Raw genomic sequence first — 15,457 nt, forward strand, 5'->3', positions numbered from 1 at the left:
CGTCCGACCAATAATTCATGGACGACTAAGTGGTCCAACCGCTCAGCCCTGGACGAGCCAACCGCCCGACAAAACCTCATCCCTCGCTCACGGGTTGATAGAACTATGCCTTCAACGACGACTACCGCACCTGCGGCCCCGCCCAAAACCAGCCCTGACATACCCCATACGGAACGCTACATCAGCGTAATCGGCGCGAAGGAGCACAACCTGAAAGACATCGACGTGGAGCTGCCCCGCAACCAGCTGGTGGTCATCACCGGACTGAGCGGCAGCGGCAAGTCCAGCCTGGCCTTCGACACCATCTACGCCGAAGGGCAGCGGCGGTACATGGAAACCTTCAGCAGCTACGCCCGGCAGTTCATGGGCACCATGGAACGCCCCGAGGTGGAGCAGATCACCGGCCTGAGCCCGGTCATCTCCATCGAGCAGAAGACCACCAACCGCAGCCCCCGCTCCACCGTGGGTACGGTCACCGAGATCTACGATTTTCTCCGCCTGCTCTACGCCCGCGCGGGCACCGCCTACAGCTACGTCTCCGGCAAACCCATGCTGCGGTACACCGAGGAGCAGATGCTCGACCAGATCGCCGAGGCCTACGACGGCCGCAAGCTCGTCATCCTGGCCCCCCTCGTCCGCGGCCGCAAGGGCCACTACCGGGAGCTGTTCGACCAGGTGCGCAAACAGGGCTACACCAAGGTGAGGGTCGACGGCGAGATCCAGGACCTGAAGGAAGGCATGCAGGTGAGCCGCTACAAGGTGCACGACATCGAGCTGGTGGTCGACCGCATCAAGATGAGCGCTGACCGCCGTGATCGCCTCAGCCAGGCCGTGGCCACCTCCCTGAAACTGGGCGAGGGACTGGTATTCGTCCAGGACGCCGAAAGCGGAGAGGTTTCCCCCTACTCCAAGAACCTGATGGACGCGGAGAACAACATCAGCTACGAGGAGCCCAGCCCGAACACCTTTTCCTTCAACTCGCCCTACGGCTACTGCCCCACCTGCAAGGGACTCGGGCAGGTGAACAGTCCGGACATCACCAAGATCATCCCCGACCGCTCGGTGAGCATCAACAAGGGAGGGCTGGCCCCCCTGGGCGATACCCGCGACAACACCACCTTCAAGCAGATCAAAGCCATCGCCAAGGCCGAGGGGTTCAAGCTCACCGATCCCATCGAGCGTATTCCCCCGGAATCCCTGAACGTCATTCTCTACGGCCGCCAGGACGGCAAGAAGAAAAAGAAAAGCCGCTACGACAAGGTGGCCCACGACCTAGTCTGGGACGTGGAGCAGAACGGCCTGGTGAACATGATCGTGCGCTGGTACGAGGAGACCACCAGCGAGCGCATCCGCAGCTGGGCCGAGGAATTCATGACGATTGATACCTGTCCGGACTGTGAGGGCGCCCGCCTGCGTATGGAGGCCCGCCACTATAAGATCAAGGACAAGACCATCAGCGACCTGGCCCGTATGGACCTGGGCGAACTGGGCACCTGGATGGAAACCGCCGAGGAGGGGATGGACGAACGCACCACCCTGATCGCCACCGACATCTTGAAGGAGATCCGCTTCCGCCTGCAGTTCCTGCTGCACGTGGGCCTGGGCTACCTGAGCCTCGACCGCCCCGGCCGGACCCTCTCCGGCGGAGAGGCCCAGCGCATCCGGCTGGCCACCCAGATCGGCAGCCAGCTCACCGGCATCACCTACATCCTGGACGAGCCCAGCATCGGGCTGCACCAGCGCGACAACCAGCGGCTGATCCGGGCCCTGCGCGACCTAACCGACATCGGCAATACGGTGCTGGTGGTGGAGCACGACAAGGACATTATGATGGCCAGCGACTACCTGCTCGACCTCGGTCCCGGGGCCGGGGCCCTGGGGGGAGCGGTCGTGACCGCCGGAAAGCCCGAGGAGTTCCTGAAGCAGGAGAACGCCGGCAGCATCACCAGCGACTACCTGGCCGGCCGCCGCCGGATCGAAATTCCGGAAACGCGGCGCAAGGGCAACGGCAAGTTCCTCACCCTGAAGGGCGCCCAGGGCAACAACCTCAAGGGGGTAGACATCAAGATCCCCCTCGGCACCCTCACCTGCGTGACCGGGGTCAGCGGCAGCGGCAAGTCGACCCTCATCAACGAGACCCTCTACCCCATCCTGCGGCAACACTTCTACAACAGTGTGAAGAAACCCATGGAGTACGGCCGCGTCTACGGCCTGCAGCACATCGACAAGGTGATCGACATCGACCAGTCGCCCATCGGCCGCACCCCCCGCTCCAACCCGGCCACCTACACCGGGGTGTTCACCGACATCCGCCAGCTGTTCACCAAGCTGCCCGAGGCCATGATCCGGGGCTACAAGCCCGGCCGCTTCAGCTTCAACGTCAAGGGCGGACGCTGCGAGGTCTGCAAGGGCTCCGGCATGCGTACCATCGAGATGAACTTCCTGCCCGACGTGGAGGTCAAGTGCGAGAACTGCCAGGGCATGCGCTTCAACCGGGAAACGCTGGAAATCCTGTACAAAGGCAAGTCCATCACTGACGTCCTCAACATGAGCGTAGCGGAGGCCGCCGAGTTTTTCGAGCCTATCCCGAAGATCTACCGCCGGCTCAAGACCCTGCGCGACGTGGGCCTGGGTTACATCACCCTGGGGCAGCGGGCCACCACCCTTTCCGGCGGCGAAGCCCAGCGCGTCAAGCTCGCCGAGGAATTGTCGAAACGGGACACCGGGCAGACCGTCTACATCCTCGACGAGCCCACCACCGGCCTCCACTTCGAGGACATCAAGTACCTCCTGCGGGTGCTGCAGAAGCTCGTCGACAAGGGCAATACCGTCATCGTCATCGAGCACACCATGGACGTGATCAAGGTAGCCGACTACCTCATCGACATGGGTCCCGAGGGCGGCCGGGGCGGCGGAACGGTGGTCGCTACCGGCACGCCGGAGGAGGTGGCAAGTGTTAAAGAAAGCCACACGGGGCGCTTCCTCGTGGAAGAACTTCAATAGAAAGCGGGTATTGGTGTTAGCTTTGCACGAAAGCTGACACCTTGCACTCTCCTCCCCTTCTTGTTCAGTCCTATGCTTTGGTGCTCGTTGTGCACCGGACGACATTGGCTATTACGGCTGCCAGCGCGCAGGCTGAACAGCATTGCGGACGGAGCGCCCAGGCCCTGCTGCGCCGGCCCCTGAAGGAGCTTTTCCCCGCGAAAACCATCGCCCAGATTACGGCTGTCCCCCCCTCCGATACCCCCTCGGTGGTCTACCTCAACGATCCCGCGGGTTGGCCTGCAGGTGATTATCAGGTTGTGATTTATCCACTCAAGGACGAGTTCGTCCTGGAGGTGGAGCTGCGCCGCAAGTGGTCGCACGTAGGCGATTACGCTTCGCGGCTCGACGGGTTTACCCGGGAACTGGAAGCCGAAACCACCACCTCGGGCCTCCTGCAGCGGCTGTGCGATGGGCTGACCGAGCACCTGGGTTACGACCGGGCCATCACCATTCAGTTCGACAACCTGGAACACAGCGTCGTCACCCACGAATCGCGGAAGGAAGGCATGCCGTCCATGCTCGACATGCGGTTCGTGGAAGAGGACATCCCGGAAGCTACCCGCTGCCGGCAGCTCGCGGAAACGGTGCTGAATTTTACGGACGACAATACTCCCCTCCACCCCGTGGTCGGCGACGTCAGCGATCCGGCCGCCGAGATCATCCACCTCCACGTTGCTTCCCGCCAGCCCTTCGTCAACAGCCTGCGCTTCCTGCGCGATACCGGACTGAGCACCTTGGGGTACCTGTCCATCCTCATCGACGGCAAACTCTGGGGGTCCTGCTACATGCACAGCATTGAGCCGCTCTACCTCGACTACCAGATGCAGTCCTTCCTGCGGGTCGTCGGCCGGCTGGTGCAGCACAAGATTGCCTACCACCTCTACCACAGCAACCTGCGCAATAAGCAAAAGGCCCACGCGGTACGGGATAACCTGCACAAGGAAATCATCAGGGCCGAAAACCTTACCGAAGGCCTGACGGCGGGCCCCACCACCATCCTGGACCTGATCCCGGAAGCCAAAGGGGCCGCCGTGTGCTCCGACGACGAGATGACGATCCTGGGAGAGACGCCCACCCAGGAGGAGATCAACGCCGTGGTCGGCTGGGTGAAGGGCGTGATCGGAGAGGACAAAAAGTGGTACACCGATCAGTTGGCCACCCACTTCCCCCCCGCCCAGGCGTACATCAAGAAAGCCGCCGGCATGGTATTCCTGCCCCTCGACCACGATGCAAACCAGTGGATCGTGTGGTTCAAGCCGGAAACGGTACGGACCATCGTCTTCGGAAGCACGGCCCCCGCCGACAACCCCCGCGACCGGCGGTACAGCGAACGGGCCGTAACCACCCAACGGTGGTCGCTTCCCTGGCGGGAAGAAGAGATTCTGGCCATCCGCGCCCTGCGGGTCTTCCTGCAGAAGGTAGTACTCCAGCGGTATTCGACCACCCAGCGGCAGAACACCCTGCTGCGGGAAGCCCTCGACGACCTGGAGCTGTTCAGCTACACCATCGGTCACGACCTGCGGGCACCACTGCGCGGCATCGCCAGCTACGCCGATATCCTGCAGGAAGATTACAATCATTTGCTCGACCAGGAAGGGCAGGCCTTCCTCAACAAGATCCAGCAGAACGCCGAGCGGATGCGCATCTTCATGGACGACCTGCTGGCGCTGAACCGCATTGACCGCAACAAGATGGTCTTCAACAGCCTGTGCGTGGAACAACTGGTTCGCCGGGTACTCGCTGATCTGTCCTCCGCAAAGTACTCCGCGGCTACCCAGTGTGACATTGCCCAGCCGCTGCCGGACATCTGCGGCGACTGCAATTACATGATCATCGTATTCACGAACCTGCTCTCCAACGCCTTCAAGTACAGCGCGCGGGCGAAGGAGCCCCGGGTCGAAGTCAGTTTCACCGGGGAGTACCGCCGGGGCTTTCCCGTTTTCTGCGTGGCCGATAACGGCATCGGGATTCCGCAGGATCAGCAGGCCCGGGTATTCGACCTCTTCACCCGTTCCACCAACAGCGAAGGATACGAAGGCACTGGCATCGGCCTCGCCCTGGTCCAGCGGATCATCCGCTTTCACGAAGGCGACATCTGGCTGGAGAGCGAGGAAGGCAAAGGTTCCCGCTTCTATTTCTACTCCGGGGTACGCGTAGGCGTCCACACCGGGGGGCGGTAAACGAGAACGGGCCACCGCCCGTCATCCACCGCAGGCGGACAACGGCCAGTGGCCCGTTGTAAACAGCTCCTGCCAGAAGGCTAGGAGAACTTCAGTTGCTTGAGGTACTTGGCATCCACTTCCGCGCTCTTCAGCGGGGTGGAGTTGGGGTAGCGCTCCTGCTCGACGATGTAGTATTCCATCCCCTGCTCTTCCGCCACGGAAAGGATACGGGCGAAATCAATTGATCCGGTACCGAGGTCGACCGAGGCTTCGCTTTCCGCGGGGTCGGCGCCCTGTTCGCGGTCCTTCACGTGACAGAGCTTCCACTTTCCGGGGTATTTGTTCAGGTAGTCGACGGGGTCGGCCCCGCCGGTGACCACCCAGTAGATGTCCATCTCGTAGTCTACCGCGTCGGTGGTATTCTCCATCATGAAGTCCTGGGGGATGATGCCGTCGACCTCCTCGAAGCTGTACCCGTGGTTGTGGTAGGCGAAGCGGATGCCGTTGTCGGCGCAGGTCTGCCCGCGCTGGTTGAACTTGTCCACCACGGCCTGCCAGCCGGCGCGGCCAGCCTGGGCACCGATGTAGGGGCAGATCAGGTAGTCCATGCCGATTGCGGCAGCCTGCTGGGCCTTTTGCTCGAAGTTCTCGTCGATGTTGCAGTGGCTGGCCACCATGGTGAGTCCGAGTTCGTCGAGGTAGTCCTTGAACTCGGTGTTCTCCATGCCCCAGAAGAGTCCCTGGTTGCCTTCGTAGCCCTCGATTTGCTTGTAGCCGTAGTCGGCGATCTTGCGCAGGGTTCCCTTCACGTCCTGCGGCAGTACGTCCCGCAGGGTGTACAGCTGGATGCCAAAGGTTTCAATGCTCCCGCCCGCGGCTTCGGCGTCCATGTCGTGGTCTTCAAGGGCTTCCACGCTCTCGCCCTGGTCACCGGAATTGGCGCCGCAGGCCCAGACGGGCAGCAGCAGCCCGGCGGCACCGAATTTGGCGGATTGCCGGAGGAATTTTCTACGATCGGTCATGTCTGTATCTGGATTTGTCCGGTCAATGTATGGAAATCGGTGGAAACACCCCCCATTCGTTTCTCGGATCCCCTTCAGGTAGCGATGAGGAGGGCGGCATAAACGGCCACTCCCGTGAGGAAAGCCCAGAGGTTGCTCTTCCGCTCCTCGGGAAGTTCCTCCTTCAGCACGTTCATGATGATGCCACCGGCGACGAAGGCGAAGATCATGCCGATGTGGATCTCCTCGATTTCCACGGTGAGGCCCAGCAGCCAGCCCCCCAGCAGGGCGGCCACCACCAACCAGCGGCCCCGCCGGCGGTACAGCTCCCGGTAGTGCTCGTACAGCCCGAAGTCGGTCACCATGAAGTGGAACGCCATGGCCAGCACGTAGTACACCAGCCCTAGGGTCGACTGGTCCTCCCGCCACCACAGCAGGTAGCCGATGATGCCATTATACACCATGAAGGAGAACATGTGGATCCAGAAGATGCGGGTATCGTGTTCCTCATGGTCGTTGTGGGGCTCCCGCTCCGTCTGGCTGGACCGCATCGCGGCCCGCTCCAGTCCGTAGAAGGCTACCAGCCCCAGCAGCGCGAAACCGTAGATGTGGTGCTCCATGAAGGAAAGCAGCGGGGAAGCGGCGTGCTCGGTGTACATCTCCTGGTATTCGGCGAATTCCGGCAGCACGTGCAGGAAAACGTAGGTCACCGAAATGCCGCCGCCCAGGGAAAGCCACTTGCTGCGAGGGATACCCGACAGCCCCAGCCGGCTGACGAAGAGGTGGACCAGGATGAGGACCGTGATGGAGATCAGGGAAGTCAGGAACATATGGGCCAAAATGGTTGCTCTCACCCCAACGTACAAAAAGCAGCGCGAAGTCAGGAGGACAACCGCCCTCCCGCTCCGCTGCTGCCGGGGTAATCGGCACCCGCGCTCCGGCGCCGCCTACGGGACGGACACGAAATCCTGGAGGGTCATCGCGTAGCGATCCGTGGCCGCGTCGTAGGAGATGCGGTACTCTGTCGGGTAAAACCCGGCCTGCTGCCACTCCTGCGGCTGCCGCACCTCGGCCGTCATGTCGGGCTTGGTACGCAGATAGTCCGTCGTGATCATCGGCTCCAGGAAGATGAGCTCAGCGTCGTACTTGCCGTAGATGAAGGTATAGGTGAAGGGTGCATCGCCCCTGATCTCCGGCGACTGCAGGTCGATGATGTGGGCGCCCATGCGCGGTACGCCCCCGGGGGTCTCCAGGTAACCGGCGGGCAGGTGCTCGGGGGCCAGGGGCTTGTTGAAGGCCAGGGAATCGTCGGGACCGATGCGGTCCCGCTCGGCCTCCGTGATGAAGTAGAAGTGGAAATCGAAGTGCGGGATGTCGTACACCTGCGAAGGGTCGTGGCCGTGCTCGTTCCAGTCAAGGGTTACGTGGTCGTAGGGCGGCAGGGCTACCTCCGTCGGCAACCGCAGTACGTAGGACGGCGGGTGGTGCTGGCCGGTGGGCAAGCCTTCCAGGGCATCGGCCCCGAACTCCACGGACAGGCTCAGGGGATTGCCCTGGCGGTCGGTGTTCACTACCGTCCAGGCCTGGCCGTTGCCGACGGCAATTTCCGGTCCGGTGAAGCGGGTCTGCACTTTCTCGTCGTCCTGGCAGGCCGAAAAGGAGAGCACCAATAAGGCGATAAAAACGGATGTCGCTTTCATAACTGAATCATTTACGGGGTGAAAAAAAGCGGCAGGTCAGACGAAGCGGATGCCGTAGCGCTCACAGATGCCGAATACCGTCGGCATATCGGGGGGGCCGGGCGGCAGGGCACCGAGTTCCTCGAACATGGTCTCGATACCGGAAGGGAAGGCCGTCAGGATGACGCGGGTCTTGCCCTCCCCTACCGTTTTCCAGCTGTGGGCCACGCCCCGGGGCCCGAAGGCCATATCACCCGCCCGGAGTATGGTGGTCTGGTCGCCGACGGTGAGTTCCAGCTCACCTTCCAGCACCCGGAAGATCTCGTCCTCGTTGTCGTGGATGTGGGGCGGGATCATCACCCCGGGATCGTTTGTCTCTTCGATCATGGTGAGCTGCCCGGCCGTGTCCGCCCCGGTGAGCTTGAAGGTCATACGGTCGCCCAGGACGTTGACGGCCTTGCCTTCCCCGCCGCGTACGATGCGGGGTTCAAGGAAGGGGTCGCCGGCCAGGGCGGGGGTGCGGGCGGACAGGGGGCCCAGGGCGGTGATGGCCCCGGCGGCCAGGGAAGTGCGGAGGAAGGCTATGCGTTTCATAGTGGGGGAATTTTGTGGAAGGATCAATGCGCCAGAGGCTCATGCTCCGGACACTCCTAAATTCCGCTCCGCCCCGCGACGGCGCCCCACACAAAAGGGTAGTTATCGGTATACGGTGGCCACCAGGGCCGCCCGGCCGGCCACGCCGAACTTGGCGTAGATGTGCTTCACGTGGTACTTCAGGGTGTTCTGGCTAATGAACAGCCGCTCACAGATGCTGCGGTACGAAAGTCCCTCCACCAACAGGCGGGCGATCCGCTCCTCCTGATCCGTCAGGGGCTCGGGGCAGTCGCTCAGGTCGATGCCCCGGTTCTGCCGCAGCCGCTGGTGGTTGCCCCAGGCCACGGCCAGGGTGCTCAGCACGGTTTCGTCCTGAAAGGGTTTGACCAGGTAGCCGTAGGGGTTCTGCTGCATGGCGGCTTCCAGGGTAGCCGCGTCGGAATATGACGTCAGGAAGATGTACGGCAGGTGGTAGGTGGTGTGCACCACCTCGGCCACTTCGAGTCCGCTGGGGCCGGTGCCGAGGTTGATGTCCAGGATAACGAAATTGGGGCGGGCCGACCGCAGCTGGTCGTAGGCCTGGAGGGCGTTCTTGGCGGTGCCCACCACGGCCAGCCCGCGGCTCAGCAGCAGGGACTTCAGGTCGGTGCGGATGACCGGATCGTCCTCCACCACCAGGATGCGCAATGCTTCCAGCGTCATGCCGCTACTTTATAGGCTTTCAGCAGGATATTAACCCGGGTTCCGGCCTGCCCGTTCACCCTCAGCTCACCTTCCAGCTTGTCCACCAGGGCGGTGATGAGTTCGTAGCCGTAGCTGTCGCCCCGGGTAAGGGCCGCGGCGTCCTCGATGCCCACCCCATCGTCGTCCACCGTCACCTCTAAACCACCCTCCGCCTGCTGGATGCTCACCGCGATGCGCCCCGCGCCGTTGGGGAAGGCGTACTTCAGGGCGTTGGTCATGAGCTCGTTCAGGATCAGTCCGAGGGGGATGAGGGTGTCCACGTCCAGCACCAGGTCCTCGATGTCGGTGTCTACCTCGACGCGCTCCGGGGAGATGTGGTAGGTCCGCAGCAGGTTCTGCAGCAGCTTGTCGAAGTACTCCCGGATGTTGATGCCCGTAAGTTGGTCGCGGCCGTAGAGGTTCTGGTGGATCAGCGACATGGTCTGCACCCGGCTGCGGCCTTCGTTGAGGGCGTCACGGGCCACCGGGTCGCGCACGTGGCGCGACTGGAGGCCCAGCAGGGAGGAGATCACCTGCAGGTTGTTCTTCACCCGGTGGTGGATCTCCCGCAGCAGGGTTTCCTTTTCGCGGAGTGCTCCCTGGATCATCGCGTGCTGCTGTTGGATCCGGTTGCGCTGCCGCCAGAGCAGGTAGCCCAGGGCACCGAGGAGGGCCAGCACCAGCAGCAGGCCGTAGATCACCCGCCGCTGGTTGGCAAGACGGGTGGCGTCGAGGGCCTGGCGCAGTTCCAGGTTGGCCAGTTGCTGCTCACTGAGCAGCTCGCGCTGGTGGAAGTCGTTTTCCAGCCGCAGGGTGGTGAGGGCCTCCACGTTTTCGGCGTTCACCAGGCTGTCGCGGAGGGCGAAGGCGGCTGCGAGGTGGGGAAGGGCCCGGCCGGGATCGTCGTCCGCATAGGATTCGTAGAGTCCCTGATGGGCCTCGAAACGTAGTTGGGGGTCGCCCATTTCGTCGGCCAGCTCCAGGGCCTCGCGGTAGTGGGTGCGGGCCTCGGCCGTCAGTCCAAGGTGGCGGTAGCTGTGCCCCAGGCCGAGCAGGCAGAAGGCGGCATCACGGGGGTTGCCCTGCTCCCGCGCCTGTCCGAGTCCCCGGCCGTGGTAGTCGAGGGCGGCGGTGTAGTCTCCCCTCCCGTTGGCGATCTTGCCCAGGTTGTTGAGGGTGGTGGAGATCTCGGAAGCCAGTCCGATCTCCTCCTTCACCGCCAGGCTGCGCACGAAGTAGGTTTCCGCCGTGTCGGGGGCGTTGCGGTCCAGGTGGGCCACGCCGATATTGTTCAGGGCGGTGGCTTCCCCCCGGCGGTTGCCGCCGTCGCGACTGGCTGCCAGGTAGGCGGTGTAGTGGTCGATGGCCTTGCTATAGTCTTTCTGGGCGTGGTAGACCTGGCCGATGTTGTTGTTCACGATAGCCACTGCCCCGGCGTGGCCCAGCCCCTCGAAGAGGTTGAGGGCTTCCAGGTAGACCCGCATGGCGGCGGGGTATTCGCCGCGGGCGTAGTAGATGAGTCCGAGGCTGTTGCGCACCGTGCCCCGGGGGAAGCTGTCGGGGCGGGCCTCGAAGACCGTCAGGGCCCGCTCGTAGACGGCGGCGGCGGAGTCGAGTTCCCCGCGGGCGCGGTAGGCGGTGCCAAGATTCGCCAGGGCGCGGGCGCGGGATGCCTCGTGGGAGCCCGGGGGCAGTTGTTCCAGGATTTGCCGGTGGTACCACTCCACCGAGTCCATCTTCCCCAGCCGCTGGTAGGCCGCGCCGTGGTAGTGCAGCCAGTCGATCCGCTTCCGTAGGGTGGCCTGCGGCAGCAGGGGTTCCACGGTAGCCAGGAGGTCAAGCGTCGGGCGGGGCTGGAGGACGAAGAGGGTATCCGCCGCCGCCAGCACTTGCTGTATGCGGGCCGTGTCCTGTCCGTTCAGCGCCGGTGCGCAGGTGCCCAGGGCAACCACCAACAGCCACGCCCAGCGGAGACCGGTCCGGAGCCGCCAAGATGGCCGCGGGGCGGGGAGCGGGAAGTTAAGCTGGTCTGACATCCTGCTTAAAGTTAGGGGCTTTGCGTCTGAACTCTATATTAGCCATATCAAAATATCAACCATGGACCTGCTCACCAGCTTCAGCGTAACCACCCAGACCACCTCCGGCGACGGCTACGACCTCATCCGGCATATGCTGGCCCCCGGAGAGACCATCGAGCTGGCGTACAAGCACGTCCGCGACCGCGTGTGGTTCACCGATCGCCGCATCCTCGCCCTTGACGTGCAGGGGCTCACGGGCTCCAAGAAAAACTTCCGCAGTTTCCCCTACGGCAAGATCGGTTCCTACGCCGTGGAAACCGCCGGCCTGATGGACACCGACGCCGACTTCAAGATCTGGGTGAGTGGAGTAGGCCTCTTCGAGATCAACTTCAGCCGCACCATTGACATCGCCCCGGTGAACCAGCTGCTGGCCACCCGGGTATTGTAGGCAAACACTCACCATGTACCCCCGCTCCTTCTCTCACATCGGCATCACCGTCCCCGACCTGTCCCGCGCGGTCGAATTCTACCACGAAGTAATGGGCTGGTACGTCATCATGCCCCCCTCCACCGTGCACAAGGAGCGCGACACGGCCATCGGTCAAATGTGCATTGACGTCTTTGGCGAAGACTGGGAAACCTTCGAGATCGCCCACCTGTCCACCTCCGACGGCGTCGGAATCGAACTGTTCTCCTTCCCCCAGACCGAAGCCCGCAAACCCGACTTCAATCCCTTCGCCACCGGACTGTTCCACTTCTGCGTTCAGGATCCCGACATCGAGGGCCTGACCGAAAAGATCGTCGCCCACGGCGGCAAACAACGCATGCCCATCCGCGAGTACTACCCCGGCGAAAAGCCCTACCGCATGGTCTACGTGGAAGACCCCTTCGGCGTGGTCTTCGAAATCTACACCCACAGCTATGAGCTGACGTATTCCTCTGGGGCTTACCAGGGGTAGGAGTTTTCCACACGTCCGCACCCTCGGAGGTCTTGCGGACCCTCCGAGGTGCTGCCTCCGCCGTAGAGACCAGGGAGTGGTGAACCACAGAGCCACGGAGTACCACGGAGGGTTTGGAACGAACTCGTGTACCTCTGTGCCTCGGTGGTTCAAATGTATCGGGCCACACGAGCGTCAGCGAGCAGTGCTGCAAATCGGAAATGGTATTTCGTACCTCGTAAATGGTAAATCCCTCCCGGCCCTGGAAGGGACGGCCCCGAATTAGCGGGGTCAATTCCGAGGGAACCGAGGAATGGGCCTCGCGGTGATGGGGCGTGATCATTCTTCACTCGGCCCAGAGGGCCTCGACCTGCCACGAGCGTCAGCGAGCATGGCAGCAAATTGTCCATGGTACTTTGGAAATGGTAAATGGTAAATTTTACCGGCCCTGGAAGGGACGGCCCCGAATTAGCGGGGTCAATTCCCAGGAATGGGCCTCGCGGTGATGGGGCGTGATCATTCTTCACTCGGCCCAGAGGGCCTCGACCTGCCACGAGCGCCAGCGAGCAAAGCCGCAAATCGGAAATGGTAATTCGTACCTCGTAAATGGTAAATCCCCCCTACTGCCCAATAGCGGCTTCCTGAAGCTCCTGGTGGCGGATCTGCCCGCCTTCGTAACCCACGTACGCCATTATGGCGAGGGTAATCAATCCCGCTACCAGGATGGCAGCATTTAGCCAGCCGGGATTGCGCTGCTTCCACAGGGAAAAGCCGGAGAGCGCGCCCACGATCAGAACCGCGACGAAGCCCCACACCGCGGCGTCCTCGTGCTCGTGGATCTGGTCGTGGCTGAAGCCACCCAGTTCCTCCACGGCGTGCTCGGCGGGCTCGCCGGTGAAGTACACGGGGATGGTCATGAGGGCGATGAAAATGAAAACAACCTTGGCGGCGGACAGGATGGTTTCGTTTTTCGTGTAATAGCCGTACCCCATGAAGGCCACTCCGAAGAAAGCGCCAATAATGGGAAAATGATTGAGGATCAGGTGAAGGTCCGCTGCGTTCATGGGGTGGTGACTGATTTCCTTCAATAATAGGCGTATTCCGGCGGCCCGCCAAGAAAACCGGCTACGAGCCGCCCGGCGGTCCCGGAGCAAGGTGTGCGCTGGACAATTAACGACCTGATTTTCTGCGATTTAATCAACCCCCACCCACATCGGAAGAAATATCCGCCAATCGTGATAATTATCAATATTTAATTTTGATTAAATACCCAAACAGCATATTTTAGAAATGCACATTTTTCAGTGCCAATAGTATTCAGCAGCGCGTACTGCAAACGCGCTCGCCCCATCGCACATCCCTGGCTGATCATCCCGACTACCGCCGAGTACTACCGTACCCGGTAGCCTAGCCGTCATGGGCCGTACTCCCCGTTATATCAGATTACACTTCGCCGGTCCGGACGAGGGTGGATGTCCTTTGGATTCCAGCACCAATGCCCAGACCGATATAACCCATTTTTTCACACGCTATCAACGACACCATCATGGATCACCTTTACCGATGCTGCCTGCCCGGCAAACAACCTTTTCCCCTTCTTTTGGGACTGCTGTTGACGGCAGGACTAGTTGCGGGACCCTCCTTCCGGGATGCGCCCCTGGGCCCCACCGACGAACACCCCTTTTACCTGACGGAGCTGTACGCCGTGACGGAAGCCCCCTCCACAACGGCTTTCACGGTGCCCTTCGTGGTTTCCGGAGAAACCACGACAGCGTTGTTTACCTGCGACCAGATCGCCTGTCCGAACGACTACAGCGTTGATTGCGCGGAGGACGCCGATCCGGACTTCAACAACATCAATCACGTACCCCACTTCGAAAACAAGTGTACTCCCCCGACCCACCTGCGGTACGAAGACGAGATCGATTACGACCCGGACAATCCCGCCTACGGTGCGGTCATCACGCGGACTTGGTACGGCACCAGCGAGAACGGGATCGTATCCAGTTGTACGATGCAGATTTTCATTCTGGACACCGATCCCCCCGTCCCACCGGCTCCACCGGGTGACCTCACCGTGGAATGCGCCGAAGACGTACCCCCTCCCGAGCCCCTGACGGCCGAAGACCACTGTGACGGCACCATCGACGGGGAGGTGATCGATGTCAAAACGGACATCAAATGCGAGAACCAATACACCATCATTCGCACCTGGACCTTCACTGATCGCCTAGGAAACAGCAGCAGCGTCAGCCAGACGATCACCGTGGAGGATCTGACGCCACCCGAGCTGACCGTCCCGGCCGACGTATCCGGCCTGTCCTGCGACGCCAGTACCTCACCCGACAATACCGGAATGGCCACCGCCACCGACAACTGTGGGGGAGAAGTCTTCATCGACTATACAGACGTCCGTGAGGATGACGAAGATGGCAATTGCTATATCATCAAACGCGTGTGGTATGCCAAGGACGCCTGCGACAATATCAGCAGCCATCCCCAGCACATCGAAGTGGTGGACAATGAACCGCCGGTGTTCACGAACTGTCCGCGGGACATGGTCGTCAACCACCCGGACGAAATTCCTCCGGTACCCGAAAACATCATGGCGGAAGACAACTGCGACTCCGATGTACTTGTCACCTATCATGGGGAAGAAACCAGTGGCAGTTGCCCGGATGGTGAGTACACCCTCACCCGGAGATGGACGGCCACCGACTACTGTGACAATTCCACCGAATGCGTACAGGTGATCACGGTGAAGACTTCCACCAGTCACACCAATGATTGCTACTCCATTGATCCGACGATCGAGTACAGTGAGAAGTACAACGCTACCCGCTTCACCTGGAAACTGTGCCTTATCGGTGACGATTGTAAAGACATCTCCAACATCCGCTTCTCCCTGCCCTGCGAACTGCCGACCTCCGACGTATACCGGGCCTATGCCAGTATCCGGGGACTCAATGCAGAAGTTGACTGCCGCGAGCGTCGCCGACGCCGTGGTAACGATTGCAATCACGACCACGCCGATCACTGTGACAAGGAAGAGGACGGCGACCACGAGCACAGCAGCCGGTGTACCAAGGACGACGACAACCACCACGATCACGCTGACCACTGCGATAAGGACGAAGACCGCCACCACGAGCACAACAGCCGGTGCACCAAGGACGACGATGATGATGATTACGCCGACAGCAAGGTGGGTGATCGCAAGAGTTACCGGGGCGACGACGACGACGATAAGGACGATGATCGCGACGACAAGGATGACGACGATGATCGCGACGATAA

12 protein-coding genes are annotated in these 15,457 nt (G+C 61.8%); 5 read left to right on the forward strand and 7 right to left on the reverse strand.

Going from position 1 to position 15,457, the window contains the following annotated elements; translation table 11 throughout:
• Nucleotides 1-105 precede the first annotated feature (105 nt).
• On the forward strand, nt 106-3,003 hold the full coding sequence (uvrA, locus tag CGL56_RS15895) for an excinuclease ABC subunit UvrA (protein WP_099107568.1): 2,898 nt from the start codon (nt 106-108) through the stop codon (nt 3,001-3,003).
• A 41-nt stretch (nt 3,004-3,044) separates the two neighbouring features.
• The gene (locus CGL56_RS15900; RefSeq protein ID WP_406603294.1) at nt 3,045-5,225 is read left to right on the forward strand and encodes an ATP-binding protein; all 2,181 of its coding nucleotides are present in this window, start codon (nt 3,045-3,047) and stop codon (nt 5,223-5,225) included.
• 80 nt (nt 5,226-5,305) lie between these two features.
• On the opposite strand, the gene CGL56_RS15905 is transcribed toward CGL56_RS15900, so the two are convergent.
• The 6 genes from CGL56_RS15905 to CGL56_RS15930 all read right to left on the reverse strand — a co-directional run bounded on the left by CGL56_RS15905 (nt 5,306) and on the right by CGL56_RS15930 (nt 11,240).
• The gene (locus CGL56_RS15905; RefSeq protein ID WP_099107570.1) at nt 5,306-6,229 is read right to left on the reverse strand and encodes a sugar phosphate isomerase/epimerase family protein; all 924 of its coding nucleotides are present in this window, start codon (nt 6,227-6,229) and stop codon (nt 5,306-5,308) included.
• A gap of 74 nt (nt 6,230-6,303) precedes the next feature.
• A complete protein-coding gene (locus tag CGL56_RS15910; RefSeq protein ID WP_099107571.1) occupies nt 6,304-7,038 on the reverse strand; it encodes a hypothetical protein in 735 nt (244 codons plus the stop codon).
• Nucleotides 7,039-7,155: 117 nt separating this feature from the next.
• Entirely contained in the window at nt 7,156-7,908 is a 753-nt protein-coding gene (locus tag CGL56_RS15915; protein WP_143470754.1) for a DUF5602 domain-containing protein, read from the reverse strand.
• A 36-nt stretch (nt 7,909-7,944) separates the two neighbouring features.
• Complete coding sequence (locus CGL56_RS15920; protein ID WP_099107573.1) at nt 7,945-8,481, reverse strand: cupin domain-containing protein; 537 nt, start codon at nt 8,479-8,481, stop codon at nt 7,945-7,947.
• A 102-nt stretch (nt 8,482-8,583) separates the two neighbouring features.
• On the reverse strand, nt 8,584-9,183 hold the full coding sequence (locus CGL56_RS15925; protein ID WP_099107574.1) for a response regulator transcription factor: 600 nt from the start codon (nt 9,181-9,183) through the stop codon (nt 8,584-8,586).
• Complete coding sequence (locus CGL56_RS15930) at nt 9,180-11,240, reverse strand: tetratricopeptide repeat protein (RefSeq protein ID WP_099107575.1); 2,061 nt, start codon at nt 11,238-11,240, stop codon at nt 9,180-9,182. The genes CGL56_RS15925 and CGL56_RS15930 overlap by 4 nt, the downstream gene beginning before the upstream one ends.
• Before the next feature lie 61 nt (nt 11,241-11,301).
• Between CGL56_RS15930 and CGL56_RS15935 the strand changes: the two genes are divergently transcribed.
• Nucleotides 11,302-11,670, forward strand: coding sequence for a PH domain-containing protein (locus CGL56_RS15935; protein WP_099107576.1), 369 nt, complete (start codon nt 11,302-11,304; stop codon nt 11,668-11,670).
• Nucleotides 11,671-11,683: 13 nt separating this feature from the next.
• Nucleotides 11,684-12,181 carry a lactoylglutathione lyase family protein gene (locus tag CGL56_RS15940; protein ID WP_099107577.1) on the forward strand — a complete coding sequence of 166 codons (498 nt, stop codon included), beginning with the start codon at nt 11,684-11,686 and terminating at the stop codon, nt 12,179-12,181.
• 599 nt (nt 12,182-12,780) lie between these two features.
• On the opposite strand, the gene CGL56_RS15945 is transcribed toward CGL56_RS15940, so the two are convergent.
• Entirely contained in the window at nt 12,781-13,224 is a 444-nt protein-coding gene (locus CGL56_RS15945; protein WP_143470755.1) for a DUF2231 domain-containing protein, read from the reverse strand.
• A gap of 482 nt (nt 13,225-13,706) precedes the next feature.
• Here CGL56_RS15945 and CGL56_RS15950 point away from each other — a divergent pair.
• On the forward strand, nt 13,707-15,457 hold a 1,751-nt coding region (locus CGL56_RS15950), incomplete at its 3' end, for an HYR-like domain-containing protein (protein ID WP_222837679.1).

The sequence above is a fragment of the Neolewinella marina genome, assembly GCF_002631205.1.
In the GTDB taxonomy this organism is placed as follows: domain Bacteria; phylum Bacteroidota; class Bacteroidia; order Chitinophagales; family Saprospiraceae; genus Neolewinella; species Neolewinella marina.